This window comes from Streptomyces sp. NPDC025784, from assembly GCF_055558435.1.
Window position 1 is genome coordinate 1 of sequence record NZ_JBVHMN010000032.1, and the last position, 22,470, is coordinate 22,470.

A 22,470-nucleotide genomic window follows, 5' to 3' on the forward strand; every position below is an offset into this window, starting at 1 on the left:
GGGGCCCTGTCTTCATGCGTCGACCGCCAGAAGATCACCCCGGCGAGAAACCTGTTCGACTTGCACGTTCCGTGATCGGTTGAGACACGGCTTCTCAAGCGGCCAACGCCCCATCGGATGGGCGAGACTCGCAGCCATGCGCCTTTGGGTCCACAACCGGGATCTTCTGTGCGGATCGGGATGCGGTCCGGGGACGCTGGCCCGAAGGGCAGTCGTTCGTTCTACAGGACGGGCATTCGGGATGCTGATGCGCCATGTTCGCCGCTTTGCATGCCAAGCGGCGGACTGGCGTGTCGGCACTGCGCAGCAGTGATGGGAGATGCATCAGCGGCGTCGTGGAATCCGTCTTGGCTGAGTCGAGTCGAGTCGAGCAGTACAGCCTGACGTTCCGCCGAAGCACGGGCTGTGTGATCGGCCGTCGAGCCACGAGTCGGCCCTACCGAGGGTCTCCGGCCCGCATGACGCCGGCCACAAGTGAACGGGCACATCTCCTCGACGTTGCCCGGCATCCGTTTCCACCCGGCCGTTACGGCGGCCCTGCGGCGGTTCGGCGCGGGCAGAACCGACGAGGCCCAGGAAACCACAGCCCAGTAGGCCAGGAGCCGCCCACGACGGCCGAGTCGCAAGACAGTGCTGTGCGGGAGCGACATACGAAGGACTTGATCAGCCCCAGATCCCCCAGGCGCAGGCTAAGTTCTCGGAACCGGTCGCCGATCAGGCCCAGAATCCTTCTCACAGGCGACGGCGTCCATCACGCGGTGATCGACTTCGCCCATCTGCACAACCCTGCGCCACAGTGCGTGGCACTTCCTGGAACCGAGCAGTCGCAAACCGCACCTGCGAACGTCGCCAACGCAGAGCAAACCAACACCCCACGTGATCATCAACACTTGAGAGGCAGGATTGCCCTGGTCAACGAGACGGGAATTGATCACGGCGCCAATCACTGTGAAGGGACAGAGCAAACGCCGTGACAACCGCAGCGCCTCCTCCCATACCCAAGGCGGCGGGATCCCTCCCGCTGCTCGGCCACGCGATACCGCTCATGCGCGACAACCTCGGTTTCATCGCTTCCCTGCGCAACTACGGGCCCCTCGTCGAGATCCGTCTCCAGCCGCAGCAGCCGACGATCGTGATCAACGATCCGGCCCTCATCCGCACCATGCTGGTCGACGTCGCCCCCACACTCGACAAGGGCCGCTTCTTCGAGAAGATGGGTCAGCTCCTCGGCGACAGCGTCGTCACCGCCGCCGGCGTCGAACACGTCCGCAAGCGACGCCAGTTGCAGCCGGCCTTCCGGCACACCGAGATCGCCCGCTACGTCGACCTCATGCGCGACCAGGTCTTGGCGACCGCCGCGGGATGGAAGCCCGGACAGGTCCTCGACGTGCGTGAAGCCATGGTCAAGCTCTCCCTGGACATGCTCGCCGCGACCGTGTTCTCCTCCAGCATCGAGCCGCAGGCCTTCGACCAGCTGCGCCACGACCTGTCAGTGGTGATGAACGGGGTCGGCACCCGCGTCATGCTGCCGGACTGGGTGGAGAAGCTACCGCTGCCCGCCAACCGGCGCTTCACCGCGGCACGGGACGCGGTGCGCGCCACCATCAACGACGCGGTCGACCAGCTGCGCGTCTCCGGCCGCGACACCGGCGACATGCTGTCCCTGCTCCTCAAGACCGAAGACGAGGCCACCGGCCAGCGGCTGTCACCGCACCAGATCTGCTCCGAGATCCTCACCCTCGCCGTCGCCGGCACCGAGACCACCGCCTCCGTACTGGCTTGGGTGCTGTACGAGCTCGCCCGCCACCCCGACATCGACGAACGCATCCACGCCGAGCTCGACGAGGTCCTGGGCGAACGTCCGGTCACCTTCGACGGCCTCACGCAGCTGCCCTACCTGGGCCGGGTCATCACCGAGGCCACCCGCCTGCACCACACAGGCTGGCTGGTCACACGCCGCACCCTCCAACAGACCCGCATCGGCCAGTGGGACATCCCGGCCGGCACCGAGCTCGCCTACTGCCAGCACGCCCTGCACCGCGACCCCGCGTTCTTCCCGGACCCGCTGGCCTTCAACCCGGACCGCTGGCTGGACGGCGGCCAACCAGCCCTGCCCGACGGCGCCTTCCTGCCCTTCGGCGCGGGCAAGCACAAGTGCATCGGAGACCGTTTCGCCCAGGCCGAGATCACCACGGCGATCGCCACGCTCGTCCGGGCGTGGCGGCTCGAACTGGCTCCCGGCCAGAAGATCCGTCCCGTTGCCCGGGCCACGGTCCGGCCCAGCACCCTGCACATGACCGCCCGCGGCCGCGAAGACAGCCGGGAGACCGCATCTGCCGGTTCATCCTGACCAGGCAGCCCCACGCCCAGGAGCGGGCACGGACGCCGCAGATCATTTCCGGCCTCGTTGAGCTGAGGACGGGTATCCGGTCCCGGGACCGGGACGACGACCGTGTCGCCGCGAAGTTGAAAGGGTCCCTATGTTCCCCTTCGCGCTGCCCCCGCCGTCGCACGGTGCCTCGCCATCGGCAGGATGCTGAGGAAGCCCTTCTCGAACCGCGCGCCCAAGTCGAAGAGGCACCGGTAGGCCGGACTGGGGCAGGCGCCTTCGTGTCTGCGATCCTCTGCAGTAACGACGAAATCCCCGCGCCCACGGCGCGGGGACTTCGCGTGCGTCCGGCCTCTCACGTCTGCCGGTGAGCCGTCCGTTCCACTGGCAGGCGGATGCGACAGCTTGACGGTATCCAGTACCGCGGGGAGCAACTCCAGCAGCAGCTCCGGGTTCTGGCGGATGTCCTCCGAGCTGCGAGCCGCCACCGCCTGGACGCCGCCCGCCTGAAGCTCAGCCACCTTCTTGACGATCGAGAGCTGCTGGAAGACCGGCCGGATCTGATTCGCCAGGGCCTCATCCTCGCTGAGCGAGCAAAACCCTACCGGTGCGCCGAAGAACCGCTCCAAGCGGGCAGCATGCTCGCGGTTAGGCTCACTGCGGCCGTTGAAAAGGTAGGAGACCATGCCGACCGAGATGCCGGTGCCCCTGGCGATTGATGTTCGGGGCGCTCCTGCGGGAGATGACCGGCAGGATCCGCACCGGCAACTTGTGAAGTATCTGGAGGGCCGAGAGCGCGGGAAGAGACACCATCACCGTCCACAGTCGACCACAGCAGCGAGCGGCAAGCATCTGAGGGGGCGTCACTTTCGACTGTCAGACGACAAGGCGTACGCCCTCTCACACGATCCAGTCTCCTCGCAATCGAACATCGAGGCAACGCTCCGAGACCGCTCCCCAAGATCTGTGGCAGAACCGGGAACGGACAGCGAATGTTCACCACTTCGGGAAGCGGCAGAGCTCGCTCTTGTTCGACTCTCTACAGCTGCTGCAGAGAGAGGTGCGATGGGTACTGACGCCGTGCCCTCCGATCGATATCAAGGGGCAGAACTGCTGACGACTTCCGCCAGTTCGTCAGCGGCCTCGGGGGTCAGGCGGTAGAACCCCTGAAGGCTGATCGATCTTTCGAGGCGGCCATCCACCACGTACTTCAGGCCGCGGGTCTGCCCTCGCCGGTTGCGCCAGGTAAGCCTGGTAAGCAGTTCACCACAGACGGGTACGTCGAAGCGCACGGGCGTCGCGTCCACGTGCACTGCCTGAGCCCCGCATCCGCCGGCGCCGAGCATCGACCAGTCGTCATGCCCGGGATACGCCGGGTCCTCCCAGGTGGCGGGGGCCATGCCGCAGCAGTCGCGACGCTCCACGTCGATCACTCGCATCTGACTCACCACGAACAATTCGCGTTGCTTGACGTGCAGCGCGTACACCTCGTCCCCGGCACGAGCGCCCGACCAGGCGGGTAGGGAGGAGTGAGCACCGCTGAAAGCAACCGGCGGTCGCTCGCCCACTCGCCCTGCCTTGCGCAGCGCTCGGCACGTGTCGTGGGTCCACAAGACGGTGAAGGCATCAGTCATGCCGTGATCCTACGAAGAGGGACTGACAGCCTCCTGCGGGAGGCCCGCCCCGCTGGCCTGTGAGATGGCACGGCGAGCAGCGGAGGTGGAGTTGCTCGACGGCGAGCCCCTTGCCCCGCGTCGCTCGGGCCGCCGCCCGCGCCCCTAGCCGAGGCGGCAGGTGCTGTCGCGGGGAGGCGCTCAACACCATTGGCGCGGTTGCCTTTTGCCGTGAGCGCCGGGCAGTCTCGGTCAGAATGTTTGGGCTCAAATTTGATGTGCCACACCCCTTGACACTCCTGCGGCCCGGCTGTCTATTTGGGCCCAAACAAACAGGAGGCTGGGACATGACGCGCGAGCCCCAAGCTGTCATCGCCCGGGTAAGCGTTGCCACTCGGCACTGGATCCACGGCGACCGCGTCATCTCCAACGAGACGTTCACTGACATCTCACCGATCGACGGCAGAGTTCTGGGCGAGATCTCGAGGGGCACTGCGATGGAGGCGGCAGCCGCGGTGGCCGCCGCGAAAGCCGCTATCTCCGGCTGGGCTGCGCCCTCGCACACTGAGCGCGCCCGGATCCTGCACGCAATCGCCGACGGCGCAGAGAAGCGGATCGAGAACCTGGCGATCGTCGAGACCACAGGAAACGGGGCACTGCTGATCGAGGGGTTGGGACGCCTGACCAACCGCATCGTCACCGGTCCCACCCTCATCCGCATCGAGGAGCCCAGGCCACCGAGCCCGAAGAAGTCCTGTCCACCGCGCTCTGCAGGGACTGGGAGCAGACTGCGGGGGGCGCTCGGCCCGCAGATGGGGCCGAGCGCGGGGTCCACGCTCGTCGCGGAGTTCAGGGTGCCGACGATCCGGACAGACAGGGGCTTGCCGTGGAGGCCGTCCAGCGTCAGGGTCCGGCCCACGTAGGCGGCCGGGGGACCGGCGGCGAGCGCCGGCAACACGGTCGAGTGGTCGTGCATTTGCGGCGGTTGGAGCCGGGCGTCGAGCAGAGCAGCGGCAGCCGGGGACCGGGGGGCGGCGGCACGCAAATGCTGCGGGTCGAGGCCCATCAGGCTCGTCGTGTCCCGCACCTGCCCGTCGGTGGCCGTGCCGAGCCCGACGTCAGCGCGCCGCACGGCCAGAGCGTGCCTGACACCCCGGACGTGCGTGAACTCCCCGGCCGTCCGCGGACCCGCCTGCGGGGCGACGACCGCGGCCCGACCGCCCGCGTTCCAGGCGGCGGCACGTTCGCGGCCCTGGGCGGCGCTGGAGGAGATCAGACCGCCGAACACCGCGATGGCCAGCGTCACAACGAGCACCAGCAGCACCAGGAGCCGGCCCCCCGCGCCCCGCCCCACGCGGGCCAGCGCGACAAAGGCAACGGCGCCGCGTCCGGCATGCGCCCGGTCGGCGAGGAACCGCACCGGCAGCGGATACAGTCGCATCAGCACCACAGCGGTGGCCGTCCCCAACAAGAGGGGAAGTGAGGAAAGTTGGGGGTCGACGCCCGATGTTCCGCCGCTCGCCCCACCGCCACGTACCCGCATCGCGGCGACCAGCGCGACGGTCAGCAGGAGCACCGCGGCCTCCACCAGCAGCCGCCGGACCGGGACCATCCCGCGATCGCCGCCGCGCCGGCCCGGTGTGGCCGTTCGCTCCCGTACCGAGAACCAGGTGAGCGCCGGCGACGCGCCGGCGGCGAGCGCGACGACGACAACGAGCCCACGCAACCCGCTGTCGGCGTCCGCGCCGAGCACCGCCCGCGTGCCCGCGTACCCTGCAGCGGCGCCCAGCAGCACGGTGGGACCGGTCTGCAGCAGCCGGGCCAGCGCCACCTGTGCCGCGGTGGCGCCTCGGGAACGCTGCAGCCGGTCGGTGAACCGGCCGTGCTGCACCGCGAGTTGCGCGGTGACGACGACGGTGGCCAGCGCCACGGCGAGCAGACCGGCGACGGCGAAAGCGGACAGCGCTCTCGCCTGCGCGCCGTCACGCTCGAAGCCGCTGATGACGCCGGTCAGCTCATTGCGGGTGGCGGGCTGACGCAGCTGCCGGCCGGCGACGTAACACGGCTCGCCACCCACGGTGTCCGGGCACAGCCCCGCAAAAGCGTCGCTGTGAAACCGGCTGAGGGCACGCTTCAGCGCGGCGCCGCCGTCGGCGGTGGCGATGGCTTGGGCCTGCTCCACCCGGGTCTGCCACACCACCTGCACGTTGAGGTCGTGGCGCTGCTGAACTACCTCGAGGCCGGTGCCGCCCAGCACGGCCACGGCCTGCCGCATCCCGACACCGTCGCCTTGGGGCTCCGTCGAAGGCGCGGCCAGTCCGGGCTGCCGGCGAAACAGCGGTGAGGCGATGAGCCGTTCACTCACCCGGAAGAACCCGGACAGCACCACCCGGTCGCCGATGCCGCCCGCCAGGTCCAGTCGCTGGCCGAGCTTCAGTCCAAAGGCGTCCCGTACCCGGGTGGAGACCGCCACCGGGATCGGGCGGCCGTCCTTCAGCGCCGTGCGCGGCAGCCGGGGCGGCGGAGTGCCCTCGACGTAGTCGGAGGACGCCGGCGCGTCATCCGCGTACAGCAGCGACAGCTGCGCCCGCGGACTCCGGGGGACCCCACCGCGGATGTCGGCCGCATCCAGCCGGGCCCGCAGCGAACCGTGCCGCAGCAGCGCGCGCACCGGCGGGTGCGCGGCCGCCCGGATCTGCTGTCCGGCCTTGTCCAGGGCCGGCGCCAGCACACCGAACTCGGGCTGCTCGACGGTGGCGGCCGAGCCGAAGCCGACCTTCTCGTACGACGACACCGTCGCCGTCGTCGCCAGCGCCTCGCCCTGCCGCTGCGCCGCGGCCACCCGGTCGGCGAGCGCCTCGCCCGCCAGCCGGCCCATCAGCACCGGCCCGGCCAGCGCGATCGAGCCGAGGACGGCCGTCAGCATGAACAGACAGGCCAGCAGGGGCACCTGGCCCTTGAGGTCGCGGGCCACCCAACGCGCGTTGACCATCACCGTTCCCCCGCCCGCATCACTCGTGCGAGATCCACCCGGGCCAGCATCCGGGACATCACGATCACCATCAAGGTGATGAACACGGCGGTGCCGGCGGTCGTCAGCGCCACCCGCCCCCAGGGCACGGTCGTGAGCACCGTGGGGTAGACGGGGTGGCCCTGTTCGTCGACGGTCACCAGCGGCACGATCAGCCCGGCCAGCGCGGTGCCCAGCGCCGCGCCGAGCACCACCGAGACCAACGCGATCAGCAGCTGCTCGGTCAACAGCAGCCCCGTGAACTGACGTTTGCGTACGCCCAAGGCTCGCAGCAGGGCGAATTCCTGCCGGCGTTCCCGGGTGGAGAGCACGGCATGCATGGTGAAGCCGATGACAGCGAAGGCCGGGGCGAGGAGCAGGCAAAGTGTGAGCACCCCGCGGGTGCCGTGCTGCAGCGGATCACCGCGCAGCGTCTTCTCGGCCTGCGGGGTATCCAGGGCGGTGCCGACGCCGTCCGCGTTGCGTATCGCGGCCACCGCGGGCGCGGGGTCGCCGCCGCGGGCGGACAGCCACCAAAAGTCCTCCTGAGGAGGCAGCGCCCCGCGCGGGACCAGCGATGCGGCCAACGCCCGGCTGTCGACGAGCAGCCGTCCTCCCTCACGCGGGAAACCGGGGACCCCGCCGATACGGCCGATCACCTTGACGGCAAACGTCGTTCCGTCGTTCGTCTGGACCGTGAGCTCCTTGCCCACCCGGGCCCGGCGGGAGTTCAGCAGTGCGTTATCGGCGAGGGCCGGGAGGGCGGGGATGCCGCCGAAGCGGACCGGGCCGAACTCGACCAGCGTGTCGGACTGTGTATCCGCCCCGGAGGGTCCCAGCAGCCGCGTCTTGAACCCGTTCGGCGGCTGCTCCTTCGCCATGTCGCACACTCCGGCGCTGCTGACGGTCGCCGCGACGGGAGCGTCACAGCCCAGGTTGACAGGGGTGGGCGGCTCGGGTTCCACGTCCTGCCAGCTGGCGCCCCCGGGCCCGGGAGCCACCGACCCGGCCGAGCCGGAAGCGAAGTGGTCGACGGTCAACTCGTAATGGCGCCGGACCGGTTCGCGTTCGAAGTCCACGCCGATACGGATGACGGTGAGGGGATAGTCCCGGGCCAGGCCGCCGCCGCCCGGCACGGCGAGCGCAAAGGTGACTGTGTGTCGCTTGCCGTCCGCTTCCGGCAGCCGCGCGACGACCGCGTCCGTGTGACCGGAGGCGTCCTGCACCGTGAGGACGAGCCGGGGCACCTGCGCGGAGCCGCCGCCGTCCGCCTTCAACGTCACCGCCGCGTCGATCGACCGCGGCCTGCCGGGCAGCACCGCACCGGCGCGCGGCACGTTCTGCCCCAACGCGGCGAGCTGCTGCGGAAGATGCCTGTCGCCCAGATCCGCGCGCAGCGCCGGCATGGGCCCCGAGGCCGCCCCCGGCCGGACAGTGGGCGCCGCCTCGGCCATGTCGACGGCAGTGACGCCCGCCACGTCGCCGTCGATCTGCACCGGCAGATCGGTGACCGGCGTGGCCGCCGCGATGCCGGGCAGCACCCGGTAGGCGCTGTGCCGCACCGCGCTTGGCAGCGACTGCGCACCGAACTCGTCCGGCGTGAGCCGCACATCGGCACCGATGGCGTACTGGGCACGGTCGTGAGCACTGCGGTCGACCATGGTGAGGGCGAAGGTCGTGAGCGCGCCCACCGCGAGCGCCAGCACCATCAGCAGGGCAGGACCCGCATGGCGGGTCGCCCGCCGACTCACCTGCCAGCCGCCCAGCGCCAGCACCAGGCCGGCACTGCGCCGCGCCAGCCACACCGCACCGCGCTCGGCGAGCGGCAGCAGCCGCAACGTGAACAGCGTCGCCGCGACAGCTATGACGACCGGCACCAGCACCAGCACCGGGTCGACCGACGCCCCCGCGTGCCCGCCTGCAGCCGGCGACCGGTACCGCGTCAACTGCAGCCACCCCAGCACCGCCACCGCGGCCAGCACCACATCTGCGCCGGCCTTCTGCAGCACCGCAACCCGGGCCCCGCGCCGCCGCAACCGTGAGACGGCCCGCCCGTCCCGCACCACCGGCAGGAGCGCCGCCCCTCCGTGCACCGCCAGCACCAGTAGCGCTGCCACCCACCCGGCAGACGACAACGCGGAACGCGGCACCTCACCGGGCAGCAGCCCGGCATCGCCCAGTACACCGAGCAAGGGACCGGCCAGGAACGGAGCGGCCACCGCGGCAGGCACCGTCACCAGCGCCCACTCGGCGCCCGCCGCGGCCAGTATCCGTGATGTGCCCGCTCCCCGAGCACCGAGGAGCGCCGTGTCCGCACGCCGGTGCTCCGCAAGCTGGCGAGCCGTCAGAACCAGCGCCGCCACGGCCAGCGCGGCCAGCAGCGACGCCGGGATGTACATGCCGGAGCGAGCCACCACCATGGGAGTTTGCAGACGGTCCATCGTGTCGACCAGCGGCGCCTCGACGACGACACCCCTCACGCCGACGGGCCGGCCGTGGAAGACGGTGCGGTCCGGGTCACCGGCCGCCATGGCGGCGAGACGGTCACGCAGCGACCCCAATTCGGCCACCGGCATCCGGTCGGTGACGGGAAGACCGAGCCACACGGCGAGGGCATCACCGCAGAGCGCAGGGCTGGCCTCGAACGCCGGCACGGACACCACTGCCAAACTGTCGGGACCGCCGAAGCTGCTGGTCAATCCATGCAGCAGCTCGGCTTCCCGGCCGGTGTCCCGCCACAGCCCGGTCACTTCCAGCCGCACCTTGCGCACCGTGTTGCCCCGGGAGGCGGACAACACCACCGTGTCGCCGACCACGACGTGCAGTCGGCGCGCCAGTGCGATGTGGAGGGCCGCCTCCAGCGTGTCGCTCGCGCCTCTCGCCGCCCCCTTCGGCCACGCGCCGGCGCTCAACCGGGCGTTTCCGCGCATCGAATCCACAGCGACGACCCCGACCTTGTCAGCCGGCCGTGGCCTGCCCGCCGCCTCTATCACCGGCAGGTCGTACGACCGCGCGGCCGGGGCGCGCAGTGCGGTGTGCACGGTCACCGGGACGTGTCCGAACGCTTCACGCAGCGCATCCCGCACCCGTCCGTCGGCGGCCGGGACACCGCTCGCCCGGTAATGCGCCGTGATCCGCACGATGCCCTGCGGGTCGGACGCGATCCTCGCCTGCGCACCTTGGTCCACGGCCGATCCGACGAGAACCCCGAGGGCGGCGAGCGCGGTGCTGGCGACCAGTACGGTGAGGGCGGCGGCCACCAACACGAGGCCGTGCTGGGCGCATCTGCGCATGATCCGTGGCAAAACCGGCCCGCGGGCTCCCCCTGCGGGTCTCCTTTCGGGGTGCGTTTCGAGCGTTCCGGCCACGAGCCTGCCTTCCCCCCGTTCGGACCTGCTGCGCGTGGCATCTGGCGTGGCGCGGCCCATGAACTGGAATAGACCTCCAACCTGACCGGAGCGTACGGTTATTGGATCCCACCCGTCGCATGCGTCCGGTCACTTGATCTATTCGTTACGGGGCAACGGGGCGATGTGGCGACGTGCGGTCCGCAGCGGCCCCCGGTTTCGGATTCGAGCGTGATGGTGGTGTGGCCTTCGGTGTCGGCCGGCGGGGTGGGCGGGGTGCCCCAGATGCGGATGGTGACCTGGACGGTGATGTCGGGCTGAAGGCTCATCAGGTACAGGTGGTGGCCGTTGCCGGCTATTACCTGCTGTTCTGCGGCGTCCACGAGGCGGTGTCCAGGCTCAGCATGCGCCCCGGCCTCTTGGCGGCTGTGTGCCATATCGCACTGAGGCGGAGTGAGGGCTCATGACCCCACGAAGACGAATCCGGCCCAGTGGACGGGGTGGGCGAATTCCTTTCGGTCCGGGGTGCGTCGGATGAGTGTCCGCCGGAGCGGCCGGGTGGCCTCGCGGGGGAGGGCGCTGTGGTCTCCAGGGCGCGGATAGTCGGCCTTCTCGATGTTGGTGGTATCCCGTAGCCAGCGCTGCGGTGCCCGGCAGCCCTGAGCCGCGGGTCAGGATCTTGTCGCCGGTCGGATGAACCGCAGGGAGGATTGGGCGCTATGCGTATCGCCAACTGCCCATTGCTTTCCAGGGTTCGGCGTCATGGGCAAACGAAACGAGCGGGGCCCCTGTGCGTGGTTCCCTCGCACAGGGGCCCGGGAGACCCGGAGTGCTGGCCTGCCGATGCCGGCCGGTCAGCTGTTGGCGTTGAGCAGAGGGTAGAAGCCGGAGGCGTGACCGGTGGCGGTGGGGTGGTAAGACTCCCAGGTCGGCGAGATGACGATCGAGTGCAGCCAGTCGTCGCCGGAGCACAGCTCGTGCCCGTTGAAGGTTGTACGGACGTCACCGAAGACGAAGCCATGTGCGGCGGCCCTACCCTGGATGACGCTGTCAAGGACGTCGGAGGCCTCGTCGATCTTGCGGTGCTTGGTGTCGCTGAGCCCGATGCAGAAGACGTTGAGGGTGTAGAGGTGCGGGTAACCCAGCACGACCACCTTGGCGTTGGGGGCCTTGGCCCGGATCGCGTTGTACGTGGCGTCAAGGCGGGCAGGCAGTGTGTTCCGCGCGTAGCTCTCGGCCTGGTTGACCCGGTTGACGCAGTCGGAGTCCGAGTCCGTTGCGCAGGCCGTCATGACGTCGGCGAATCCGGCGTCATTGCCGCCAATGGTGAGGGAGACCAGGGTGGTGGAGGCGTTCAGGGGGCCGAGCTGAGAGTTCGTCACGTCCGTGGTGACGGCACCCGAACAAGCCGTGTCCGCGAAGGAGGACGGGGCGTGCGCGTTCTTCCACAGGTACGGGTAGGCGCTGAAGCTGCGGTGGCAGTTTCCACTCGCGCTGTCGTAGTTGCCCGCGCCGTTGCCGGCTGAGTACGAGTCACCGAGGGCGACGTACACGGCGCCGGCGGCCTGCGCCGGAGCGGTCAGGCCCAGGCTGATCAGCACTACGGCGCCCAGGGTTGCAAGTACGGACAGCACCTTGGTCGATCTCACGAGACCTCCAGAAATGGAATGTTGTCTTCCGTCAGACGCAGATGACAGGACTGTGCGTGTGGGTGAGGTGGACATGACAGATCAGCCTTTTGCTTGACTCCGTGTTCACGTCCTGATCTCACGCGAATGAGGCCGGGAGCGGGTCGAACAGGAAGGCCGCCGCAAGAAGGCGGAGTGATGCCCCCGGCGGGCCGGTGGGGGCGGCGTGGGTGCCTCGAGGAAACAGTCGGCGGACCGTCAGTGCATGCCGGTGCAGAGCGTGTTCGACGTCCCGGTCACGGGCCCTGAGGCGGGATCGGAGGGGCGCTCGCGAGAAGAAGCGCAGCCCCTGAGATCGACGGGGCGCACACAGTGGGCGGCGCTGCCGCCGAGTACTGGGGCGTCGGTCCCCATGGCTCGCCGCAGCCTGTATGGACGCGGCTGTCGTCCCGGCCTCGCGGGCTCCGTATGCGCCGCGGGCTCGGTGCGCGCGTCGGCGGCAGTCCGGCCGCTGTGAGCCTCTGTCGCCGCCGGCCGATTGCCCGGAGGCTCCGCTCGCGTCGCTGGCAGGGGGACGCGGCGGCGCGGGCGATGGCGGCAGATCCGGGCTCGGCGGATGACGGACGCGTCCTTAGCGAGGACTCGCCCGCAGAAAGCATCTGAGTGGTGGGGGTCGTGAGTACGGTAGCCACGAACAGGTCGGACGCTGTGGCCGTCCGTCCCGCGCGTCTCGCAGTGCCGGGCTTCTTGATCCGCATGCGTTCCTCCTGTGGGGGAATGCGGGTCAGAGGGGGCGAGCGGGTATGGCAAGAGCCCACCGGTAGGCAGGCAGGACGTGCTCCTGACAAGTTCAATACTCAAGTGTCGTGCGTTCTGGGGGCGTCGGCAAGCTATTGGCAGCAGAAATTTACGCGCGTAACACCAGGCCCTGCGGCAGCCGCCGCGAGCGCGGCAAGTCGAGACCCTTCCGCAGTGTTTTACCGTCAGATGCCGTCCAGGACGTGGCGCGCCGGGTGTCTGGTCGTGCTGTCCGGGGCGGCTTGTATCCTGCGTGCGTTCGATGATCGGGCGATCATGGATGCGGGTGTGCGGGTACGGGGCGGGCGTTCAGGGGCGAGAGCGCGGGGGTTTCGATGGGTGACGTACGTCCGATACGTAGCCGCGGAGTGGGCTTGTGGGCCGGCGCGTACATCATCGTCGGGGTCGTCCTCGCCGCGGTCGGGGCCGTCGGGGCTTGGCTCCAGCACGACGCTCCCGGCCGAAGTGCGCAGCCGCGTACGGAACTCACTGCGAACAATCCGCCCGACCATCTGCCCGCCGCGCTCACCACCGGCCAGCACCTTGACTGGTCCCGCTGCACTTCGCCGCCCACGGCGCGCGCGGGTTATGACTGCGCCGTCATGAAGGCCCCGCTCGACTACCGGAAGCCGGACGGCCAGACGATCGATGTCGCCCTGATCCGTCGTAAGGCCACCGGTGCGAACGCCCGGCGTATCGGCTCGCTTGTTCTGAACTTCGGTGGCCCCGGCGTGTCCGGTGTGAGTGGGCTGCCTGAGTTCCTCGACCAGTACGAGCCGCTCCTGGACCGCTATGACCTGGTGTCCTTCGACCCGCGCGGCGTCGGCGCGACCATTCCTGTGCGGTGCGGGAAGAGTGCGGACGATCCCGGCTACGAGGGGGCGGATGCCTGCGCCGAGCACTCCGGGGCGCTGCTGCCGTACATCGGTACCTCGCACACCGCGCGCGATCTTGACCTGATGCGCTACCTCCTGGGCGACGAGCGGCTGCACTACTTCGGTGTCTCGTACGGGACGGCGCTCGGCGCGGTCTACGCCCACCTGTATCCGTCGCACGTCGGACGGCTCGTCCTGGAAGCGTCCGTCGATCCGACCGAGGACCTCGCCGAGAAGCAGATCTCGCAGGTTGAGGCGGTCCAGGCGGCGTTCGACCGGTTCGCCGCGCACTGCGCGGCCCGTGTCCGCCACTGCCCGACCGGCGACGGGCCCCAGGAGGCCGCGCGGCGCATGGCGCGCCTGGCCGACCGCCTGGAGAAGAAGCCCGCCCCGGCCGGCGCCGGAAGAAGCCTCGACGCCGACGATCTCGCGTACGCCGTCAGCGACCATCTCGACCTCGGCACGGACGGCTGGGCGCCACTCGCCAAGGCCCTCACCGCGCTGATCGACCACAACGACGGCCGTTTGTTGAGCAAGGGCGCGGACGACATCGGCTCCGCCGACCGCGCGGCGAGCCCGTCCGACAACAGCCGTGCCGCCCAGACCGCGATCACCTGCGCGGACTCCAGCCTGCGCCCCGGCTTCGAACGCCTCGACCGGGACGAGGCCCGTATCAAAGCCGCTTCACCCGTTTTCGGCGCGGCCTGGTCCACCGGTGTCTACCTCTGCTACGACTGGCCGTTCGACGGCGAGCGCGTCACGCTCCGGGTGGACGCCGAGGGCGCGGCCCCTGTCCTGGTGGTCGGTGGCACCGGCGACCCGAACACCCCCTATGCGGGCGCCCGCCACATGGCCGGTGCCCTGGGCGACGGTGTCGGCGTCCTGCTGACGGCCCAGGAGGAGGGTCACGGCACGTATCCGCGGAACCGCTGCGTCACCAGGGCGGTCGACCGCTACCTGCGCACGGGCCGCACCCCAGCCCCGGGGACGGTGTGCCGGGGCAGCATGTCCTAAAGGCTCGTACGGATCCGCCGGGCTGCTGCGAGCACAGGGTTCGCTCGCATCTGGAGGGTGACGCGGTCGTGTTGTCGAGAGCGGCAGTCTCCCCCCGCTGCCAGGCTCGGCTCGGCCACGTGCGCGTCAAGGATCGCAGACCACCACCTGGCACCGCCCCGGCTGGGAAGTGCCGACCACGGCCCGGACGACGGACGCCTACTGGAAGCGGCGCAGCAGCCCGGCCAGGCAGAAGTACAAGCTCCGTAGACCCAGGACGGCGAAGGCGTTGGCGGTCCACACGATGAGTGTGTGGGTGGTGATTGCCAGGACGGCGGCGATCGAGTCGACCGTGAAGGTGAGGTCGGTGGCTTCGGCCGCGATCAGCGCCGCCAGCAGCAGCGTTGCCACGTGTTTGCCGCTGACGCGGGTGAAGGGCTTGTCGTCGTGCAACTGCGGGTTTGTGGGGATGAGCTTGTTGACCAGGCGGACGACCCGGTTGTGGTCGGGGTGGACTTTTTCGTCCTTGGAGAGGGCCGTCTTGTAGCCGGTCCAGATCAGGAACGCACCGAACGGGTGGGCGGTTCAGAAGAACGCCTGGAGCAGCTCGGCGCCGATGAAGAGGAACACCAGCCGGGCCGTGAGCGCGCCGGTCACGCCCCAGAACAGGTCCTTGTGCTGGTAGGCGTCGGGCACGGCGAAGGAGGAGAGGACCAGCACGAAGACGAAGACGAAGACGTTGTCGATCGGCAGGGCCTTGTCGTTCAGGTAGCCGGCGTTGTAGGTCGAGGACGCCTCACCGTGCTGCCACGCCCAACGGATCGTGGCGGCGAGGCGTGGGTTGTGTCGCAGTGGCTGCATTACTGCGGTGCGACGGTGCGCGGGGCTGGTGGTGAGCGCGGTTGGTGGTGGTAGGCGGGAAGCGGTGTGCCGGGCTGGGGCCGGGTGGTGGTGGCCGTCGTTGGCCGGCTGTTGGTAGCGGTTCGCGGTGCTGGCTCGTCGGGGCCGGTGGCGGTAGGGTCCTCGACTGCGTTCCCTGGGTACGGGGGGTTTGCTGCGGTGAGGTGTGCGGGTGCCGGGGGGTGCCGGGGTGGTCGGCGGGTGGGTCCGGTCCGTCTGTGTGGTGGTGCTCGGTCCAGGTGTACTCGGAGTGCCGGGATGTCTGTGCCTCTTGAGCCGCCTGGGCTACGGGGACCGGGTCAGGAGTCTTTGGCACCGCTTGGTGTCGGTGCTTTGCCGTCCGGCGTCGGTCGTCAACGGGCTTGTCGCTTTGTGTGCGGGCCGGGTTGAACTGTTCGGGGTACGAAGCGTACTTGGAATATTTTGGGCCACCATTTGCCGGTGATGAGGAATTGGTCGGTTCCTGGGATGGCGGCGATGCCGTTGAGGACGTCTGCGTGGTGTCGTTGGGTTGGGGTGAGGAGGGGTGGGATGGTGATGTCTGCGGTGACGTGGCCTGTTTGCGGGTTGATGCGGACGATCCGGTCGGCTGGCCAGATGTTGGCGTAGACGAGGTCGTTGACGCATTCGAGTTCGTTGAGTCTGGGCAGGGGGTGTCCGTCGAGGGTGACGGTGACGGAGCCTGTTTTTTTGAGTGTGGTGGGGTTGCGGAAGGTGAGGAGTGGGGATCCGTTGCTTGTCACGAGCCGGTTGTGCCGTGGTTGGTGGCACATTCCCCAGCCTTCGGTGTCGTAGGGGATTCGGCGGAGTTCGGCGAGGGTGGTCGCGTCGCGTTGGATGGCGATGTGGTTTTGCCAGGTGAGTTGCCACAGGGTGGGCCCTGTGATGGTGAGTCCTTCTGCGTATAGGGGTGCGGGGATTTTCACGCGGTGTGTGGGGGTGGTTCCCGGGGGGCCGGCGCTGATGGCGGAGTGTCCGGTCAGGCCGGTGCTCTCGTACAGTCTGCCGTGGGCCATTTCCAGGCCTTGCGTGAGGGCTTTGGGGTCGTGCGGCAGCGTTCGGACGATGTCGATGGACAGGTGCTCGACCTTGCTCGCGCTCGGGGCATGCGCCCCGGGTTGTTTGCCTTGGCTTCGCGCCGTGCATGCGGGGAGCAGGGCTGTACTGCTCAGGGCGAGGAGCGCCACGGGGGCCACGAGAGCTGCACGCATGGCTGACACGCTCCCATGCCCTGCGCTGTTGTGGGCGGGTTGCCGGGTGGCGTGCCGGGGGGTTCGCTCCGTTGCAGCAGGGCGGGAAGGGGTGCCCTGGACGGCGGGATGCGGTTGATCGGTCCGGGGCGTGGCGTGAGGGAGGCCGTCAGGGCCTGGTGGTGGTCTCGACGCCCTGGTCTTTGACGTACTGCGTCACCAGGTGCGGGGACTGGTCGTCCGGGTGTGCTCGGCCCCGTTCCGGGCCGGCTGGTTCGCGGCGCGTCGCCCCGCCGGGCGGAGGTGGGTTGTGTGGTCGGCGGGGCGACGCGGCAGGCCCCTTGACCGGCAGCGTCGCCGGAGCCGGTGGGGCCCCTTGACCGGCAGCGTCGCCGGAGCCGGTGGGGCCGGTGGGGCCGGTGGGGCGGCAGCGTCGTCGGAGCGGGTGGGGCCGGTGGGGTGGCAGCGTTGTCGAGGAGCGGGTGGGGGGCGGGTTGGCCGGTGGTGTCGGTGGGTTGGTGGGGCCGCCCGGTGGTGTTGGGCGGGTTGTGCGTGTTGTGGCCCGGCGTGCGTGTTGTGGCCGGGTGTCGGGTGGGGGGCCGGGCTTGTCGCTGCGGTGGTGTGTGGAGCGGTGTCAAAGACTCTTGACGCGGTCCCCCTGGCCCAGGCCCTTGCGGCTGGGGGCCGGGTGGCGTTTTGCGTCGGGTGGGTTTGTTCAGTTGGCGTCAGTGGCGTTGCGCCGGCGTCGTGCGAGGAGCAGTCCGCCGCCTCCGAGGAGCAGGAGCAGTCCGCCGGTGGCGCCGACCAGGACGACTTGGCGGTCTGATTGGCCGGTGTCGGCGAGGGAGGGTGATCCGTGGTGGTTGGGGTTGCCTTGGCCGCCGGGGTGGCCGGGGCCGCCGGCGTTGTCGATGCTTACTTGCACGCTCAGGACGAGGTGGGATCTTTCACCGGTGATCTGGAATTTGTAGAGGCCGTTGCGGATGTTGCGGGGGATGGTGGCGGTGGTGTCGACGATCCCGTTCACGTCTGCGGTCCATCTGCCCAGGGTTACGGAGCCCCCGCCGGTGCCGGTGGCGGGGGTCGAGGTGGGTGTGGGGCCGGCCATGGTGGGGGTGTGGGGGAGGGTCGCGGATCTGCCGAGGGTGCCTGCGGCGATCCGGACGAGGCGTGCGCGGGTCCGTTCGTTGGGCAGGAAGCCTGTGGCGACGAAGGGGACGACCTGGCCTGGTTGCAGGATGAGGTCGGCGTCTTGGATGGTCAGGGTGGAGGTGGGGGGGTATTGCGCGAGGGCTGGCTGTGCGGTGATCAGCGGGGCCGCGGCGACGAGCCCGGCAGAGACCACCGCCACGGCGAGTTGTCGTACGGAGCGTCTGGTCATGGGGGGAAGGCTCCTTCATAGAACGCTTGGCGAGTGGTGATCGGTGGGGCATTTCCGGGAAGCCGGCGTCCTGGGCGCCCGGGAGGCCTGGCGTTGCGGCCTCGGGCCGGCAGTGGGGCGCGCCGGTGCCTCGGTTCGTGCTCGCCACCGCTGGTGCGTGGGGATGGGCAGTGGCGGACCCTGCTGTGTCGTTGCAACTGCCTCCGCAGGCGCCGGTGGTGGTTGCTCTGTCAGATTTCGCAAAGAATTCCGCGCTGTGATCCCTGGCCCCTGACGTGGTCTTCCCAAACGGTTGCAGGTGGTGTTCGGCAGGACGGGGTACGGAGATCACCCGGACGGCCCGGGTGTGGGGTGGTGGCCGTGTGCGGGCGGCCGGGTGCGGGCGGTCGGGGTGTGGACGGCCGGGGTGTGGGGTGGCGGCCGGGTGCGGGTGCGGGTGTGGGGTGGGTGTGGGGTGGTGGCTGTGTGCGGACGGCCCGGGTGCGGGTGGTCGGGGTGTGGGGTGGCGGTCGTGCTTGCCGGGTGGACTGTGTGCCGCCGGTGCCGTCGGGTGCTGTGGCTGTCAGCGTCGCAGTGCGGCGGTATCGGCATGGTCCCTGTACCAGGTGTAGGTCCCGGCAAGTCCTTCCTTCAGGTCGATCCGCGGTTTCCAGCCCAGCGCGGTGATGCGTGAGATGTCGAGGAGCTTGCGCGGCGTTCCGTCGGGCTTGGTGGCATCCCATTCCACGGTCCCCTGGTATCCGACGGTTGCCGCCACCAGTTCCGACACCTCCCGAACGGTCAGGTCCGTGCCTGTGCCGACGTTGACCGGGACCTCGCAGTCGTAGTGCTCCAGCAGGTGGAGGCAGGCTTCGGCCAGGTCGTCCGCGTGAAGGAATTCCCTTCGCGGTGTTCCGGTGCCCCAGTTCACGACATGTGCTGCTCCGGTACGTCGGGCCTCGTCGAACCGACGGATCAACGCCGGCAGGACGTGAGCTTCCTCGGGACGGAAGTTGTCCCCGGGCCCGTACAGATTGGTTGGCATGGCGCAGATCCATGGCAGACCGTACTGCCGTCTTACCGCCTGGACCTGCTGGATTCCCGCGATCTTGGCGATGGCATAGGCGTCGTTTGTCGGCTCCAGCGGACCGGTGAGCAGCGCCGTTTCACGGATCGGCTGGTCGGCGAGCTTCGGATAGATGCAGCTGGATCCGAGGAAGAGGAGCCGCTCGACGCCGTGCTCCAGTGCCGCGTCCAGCACGTTGACTTGGATACGCAGGTTGTCCGAGATGAAGTCGGCGGGTCGTGTGGCGTTGGCCTTGATCCCGCCGACCCGTGCGGCAGCCAGCACCACCACGTCGGGCCGTGCGGCGGCGAACCAGCTGAGTACCGCTTGACGCTCGCGCAGGTCCAGTTCCGCGGACCTGGGTCCCACGAGGTTGCTGAAGCCCTCCCGGGTCAGACAGCGCCATACGGCCGATCCGACCAGGCCCCGGCTTCCGGCTACCAGCACCCGTGCCGAGCGGTTGAGGGGGCGCTGGACGAGCCCGCGTGGTGGTGAGGCTTCGGTCATCATCGCTGCATGCTCTTTTCGGCGGCATCGTGGCTCTGCTGCTCTTCGGCCGGTTCGCTGGGCCGGGCTGCCGGTTCCGTGCCGGGAGTCGGCAGGCCTTTTCGGGCGAGGTCGGCGGACGGCGCCGGCCGGCCGACCCGGGCGAGCCGGGCCAGGGCGGGGAAGCGGCCGTTTGCCGGGAGCTGGGGGCGGCGGGGGGCGAGCCGTGCCAGGACGGAAAGGCGCCGGTTCGCCTGGGGCTGGGGCCGGTACTCGTAGGTGTATCCCTGGGCGCCGCGGTCTGTCTTGGGCGAGGCCATGTTCAGCACGGTGCCCACCACGGAGGCGCCGACCTGGTGCAGTTGGCGCAGGGCCTCGCTGATCTGGTCCCGGCTGGTGCGGGCGGCCCGCACCACCAGGAGGTAGGCGTCCACCTCGGAGGCGATCACGGAGGCGTCCGCCACGGGGAGGATCGGGGCGGTGTCCACCACTACGTGGTCGAACTTCTCGGTGAGCCGGCCAAGGAGGGACTTCAGCTGGGTGCTTGCCAGCAGCTCTGTCGGGTTGGGCGGTACGGCGCCGCTGGTCAGCACGGCGAAGGATCCTGCGGACTGCAGCAGTTCGCCAACCTCCGCCCTGCCGATCAGGGCGGTGGTCAGTCCTGCGTCCCGGACCAGTCCGAGGGCGCGGGCGATGGAGGGGCGGCGCAGATCGGTCTCGACGAGACACACGGAGGCGCCGGTCTCGGCCAGGGTCGCGGCGAGGTTGACGGCGACGCTGGTCTTGCCGTCGCCCGAGAGCGGGCTGGTCACCGCGATCACCTTCGGCGGCCGGTCCACGTCGACGAACTGCAGGCAGGTGCGCAGACGGCGGAAGCCCTCGGCGCGCAGCCCGTGCATGTCGTCGCGCAGTGCCAGCGGCCGGCTGTCGGCGTGCGGGTCGCGCACGATACTGGCGAACACGGCAGGCCCTGCGAAGCGGTTCATGAGCTCGCTCAGGGCCTCGGGGCTGCGCACCGAGGAGTCCAGTGTCTCGCGGGCCAGGGCGAATCCGACTCCCAGGATCAGTCCGGCAAGGAGCCCGATGGCGATGTTCACGGCCGGTCTGGGCGCGGAAGGTGTGGTGGGCACGGAGGCGGGCTGGGTGATGCTCAGCCGCACGGGCGAGGTGCGCGCACCCGAGGGGCGCTCGAGAGTGCGGATCACCTCGGCGAAACGTGTGGCGACGGCATTGCTGATCCGCGCCGCGCGGCTTGCGCGGGTGTCGGTGACGGTGAGTCGCAGCAGCACCGTGTCGGGCTGGGCGGTTGCTGTGATCTTCTTGCCGAGTGCGGTGGGCGACATGTCCAGGCGAAGGCTCTTGACGACGTGCCGGGTCACCAGCGGACTTGCCGCCACCTCTGCGTAGGAGCGCACACGGGCCTGGGTGAAGAGGTTGCCCTGGGCGAGCTGTGCGGTGTCGGGGTCGGCGCCGCCCTGCAGGGAGACGAACAGGCCGGTGGTGGCCCGGTATTCGGGAGTGGCGGTGTAGGTGGCGCCCACGCCGGCCAGGGTGCCGAGGAGGGTCAGAACGATGACGGCGCGCCAGCGCCGGGAGAGGACTTGTAGGTATTCGCGCAGGTCCAAAGTGTCCGTCCCCGATCGGTCCCGTGAGGGGCTGAGTGCTGATGAATAGGGCAATTGACGTCACCCTACGATGAATAAGCTCAAAGAAGACATAGCGCCACATTGGCTAAGAAATGTTGCATTTGTTCTTTAGAGTGGTGAGGCGCAGGGGTGCCCGGCCGCAAGGGAGCCTTGTGCCGCTTTGAAATGTCGTCAGCCAAGGAGGGCGTGTGGCCGCCAAAACGGCGCTCATCACCGGCATCACGGGCCAGGACGGGTCCTATCTCGCCGAACTTCTGCTGGAGAAGGGATACCGGGTGCACGGCATCGTCCGCCGGGCCTCCACCTTCAACACCCAGCGGATCGAGCATCTCTACCGGGATCCCCACGACCCGGAAGCCCGCCTCTTCCTTCACTACGGGGACCTCACCGACGGGACCCGGATGGCGGGGCTGGTGGAACAGGTGCAGCCGGACGAGGTGTACCACCTCGCCGCGCAGTCGCACGTGCGGGTGTCCTTCGACGAACCCGAGTTCACCGGGGACAGCACCGGACTTGGCACGACGCGGCTTTTGGAGGCGATCCGCCGAAGCGGCGTCTCGTGCCGCTTCTACCAGGCTTCGAGTTCGGAGATGTTCGGCGCGGCCGCACCGCCGCAGAACGAGCAGACTCTCTTCCACCCTCGCTCGCCCTACGGGGCGGCGAAGGTGTACGCCTACTGGGTCACCCGCAACTACCGGGAGGCGTACGGACTCCACGCCGTCAACGGCATTCTGTTCAACCACGAGTCACCGCGCCGAGGCCCCACGTTCGTGACCCGAAAGGTTGCCGTGGCCGCCGCCCGCATCAAGGCTGGTCTGCAGGACGTGGTTCACCTCGGCAACCTGGACGCCCGCCGGGACTGGGGCTACGCCGCCGAGTACGTAGAGGCCATGTGGCTGATGCTGCAACAGGACCGCCCGGACGACTACGTGATCGCCACCGGCGTGAGCCACAGTGTGCGCGAGTTCGTCGAGCATTGCTTCGCCCACGTCGGTCTTGACTGGCGCGAACACGTCCTGTTCGACGAGCGCTACCTGCGTCCGACCGAGGTCGACCACCTGATCGGCGACGCCTCGAAGGCGGAGGCGGAGCTCGGATGGCGTGCCACGGTGCGCGCGCCCGAACTGGCCCGCCTGATGGTCGATGCGGAGCTCGAGCTGCTCGGCGGCGCCGGCCGCCGTAAGGGCCGGCCGGCGGCGCCCGTCGTCCCCGCCATGGCCCTGCGGTGA

Annotated in this window: 12 protein-coding genes and 2 pseudogenes; 5 read left to right on the forward strand and 9 right to left on the reverse strand. The window is 69.5% G+C overall.

Annotation, left to right across the window (positions count from 1 at the left end; all coding sequences use genetic code 11):
- Positions 1 to 758: 758 nt before the first annotated feature.
- On the forward strand, positions 759 to 974 hold the full coding sequence (locus tag ACZ4IF_RS42665; protein WP_467574208.1) for a hypothetical protein: 216 nt from the start codon (positions 759 to 761) through the stop codon (positions 972 to 974).
- Positions 971 to 2,350, forward strand: a complete 1,380-nt coding sequence (locus tag ACZ4IF_RS42670; RefSeq protein WP_467574074.1) for a cytochrome P450 — start codon at positions 971 to 973, stop codon at positions 2,348 to 2,350. The genes ACZ4IF_RS42665 and ACZ4IF_RS42670 overlap by 4 nt, the downstream gene beginning before the upstream one ends.
- A gap of 128 nt (positions 2,351 to 2,478) precedes the next feature.
- Here the strand turns inward: ACZ4IF_RS42670 and ACZ4IF_RS42675 are convergent, their stop codons facing one another.
- Both ACZ4IF_RS42675 and ACZ4IF_RS42680 read right to left on the reverse strand, forming a co-directional pair.
- Positions 2,479 to 3,045 (reverse strand): helix-turn-helix domain-containing protein, encoded by a 567-nt coding sequence (locus ACZ4IF_RS42675; protein ID WP_467574190.1) that lies wholly within the window; start codon positions 3,043 to 3,045, stop codon positions 2,479 to 2,481.
- Positions 3,046 to 3,426: 381 nt separating this feature from the next.
- Entirely contained in the window at positions 3,427 to 3,963 is a 537-nt protein-coding gene (locus ACZ4IF_RS42680) for a hypothetical protein (protein ID WP_467574077.1), read from the reverse strand.
- 326 nt (positions 3,964 to 4,289) lie between these two features.
- On the opposite strand from ACZ4IF_RS42680, the pseudogene ACZ4IF_RS42685 reads away from it, so the two are divergent.
- Positions 4,290 to 4,604 (forward strand): annotated as a pseudogene (locus ACZ4IF_RS42685) (aldehyde dehydrogenase family protein); the annotation flags it as partial.
- Between the two features lie 2,329 nt (positions 4,605 to 6,933).
- On the opposite strand, the gene ACZ4IF_RS42690 reads toward ACZ4IF_RS42685, so the two are convergent.
- Together ACZ4IF_RS42690 and ACZ4IF_RS42695 are read right to left on the reverse strand one after the other, a co-directional pair.
- On the reverse strand, positions 6,934 to 10,245 hold the full coding sequence (locus ACZ4IF_RS42690; RefSeq protein ID WP_467574080.1) for an ABC transporter permease: 3,312 nt from the start codon (positions 10,243 to 10,245) through the stop codon (positions 6,934 to 6,936).
- A gap of 908 nt (positions 10,246 to 11,153) precedes the next feature.
- Positions 11,154 to 11,948: an SGNH/GDSL hydrolase family protein gene (locus ACZ4IF_RS42695; RefSeq protein WP_028805937.1), complete on the reverse strand. Its 795-nt coding sequence runs from the start codon at positions 11,946 to 11,948 to the stop codon at positions 11,154 to 11,156.
- Between the two features lie 1,145 nt (positions 11,949 to 13,093).
- Between ACZ4IF_RS42695 and ACZ4IF_RS42700 the strand changes: the two genes are divergently transcribed.
- Positions 13,094 to 14,614 carry an alpha/beta hydrolase gene (locus ACZ4IF_RS42700; protein ID WP_467574084.1) on the forward strand — a complete coding sequence of 507 codons (1,521 nt, stop codon included), beginning with the start codon at positions 13,094 to 13,096 and terminating at the stop codon, positions 14,612 to 14,614.
- A 204-nt stretch (positions 14,615 to 14,818) separates the two neighbouring features.
- On the opposite strand, the pseudogene ACZ4IF_RS42705 reads toward ACZ4IF_RS42700, so the two are convergent.
- The 5 genes and pseudogenes from ACZ4IF_RS42705 to ACZ4IF_RS42725 all read right to left on the reverse strand — a co-directional run.
- Positions 14,819 to 15,406: pseudogene (locus ACZ4IF_RS42705) on the reverse strand (TerC family protein); the annotation flags it as partial.
- Between the two features lie 440 nt (positions 15,407 to 15,846).
- Entirely contained in the window at positions 15,847 to 16,680 is an 834-nt protein-coding gene (locus tag ACZ4IF_RS42710) for a glutaminyl-peptide cyclotransferase (protein ID WP_467574087.1), read from the reverse strand.
- Positions 16,681 to 17,398: 718 nt separating this feature from the next.
- The gene (locus tag ACZ4IF_RS42715) at positions 17,399 to 18,064 is read right to left on the reverse strand and encodes an LPXTG cell wall anchor domain-containing protein (protein ID WP_467574089.1); all 666 of its coding nucleotides are present in this window, start codon (positions 18,062 to 18,064) and stop codon (positions 17,399 to 17,401) included.
- 562 nt (positions 18,065 to 18,626) lie between these two features.
- Positions 18,627 to 19,619, reverse strand: coding sequence for a GDP-L-fucose synthase family protein (locus ACZ4IF_RS42720; RefSeq protein ID WP_467574092.1), 993 nt, complete (start codon positions 19,617 to 19,619; stop codon positions 18,627 to 18,629).
- Complete coding sequence (locus ACZ4IF_RS42725) at positions 19,616 to 21,220, reverse strand: tyrosine-protein kinase domain-containing protein (protein WP_467574094.1); 1,605 nt, start codon at positions 21,218 to 21,220, stop codon at positions 19,616 to 19,618. Before ACZ4IF_RS42725 ends, ACZ4IF_RS42720 begins: the two co-directional genes overlap by 4 nt.
- Positions 21,221 to 21,429: 209 nt before the next feature.
- Between ACZ4IF_RS42725 and gmd the strand changes: the two genes are divergently transcribed.
- Positions 21,430 to 22,470: a GDP-mannose 4,6-dehydratase gene (gene gmd / locus ACZ4IF_RS42730; protein WP_467574097.1), complete on the forward strand. Its 1,041-nt coding sequence runs from the start codon at positions 21,430 to 21,432 to the stop codon at positions 22,468 to 22,470.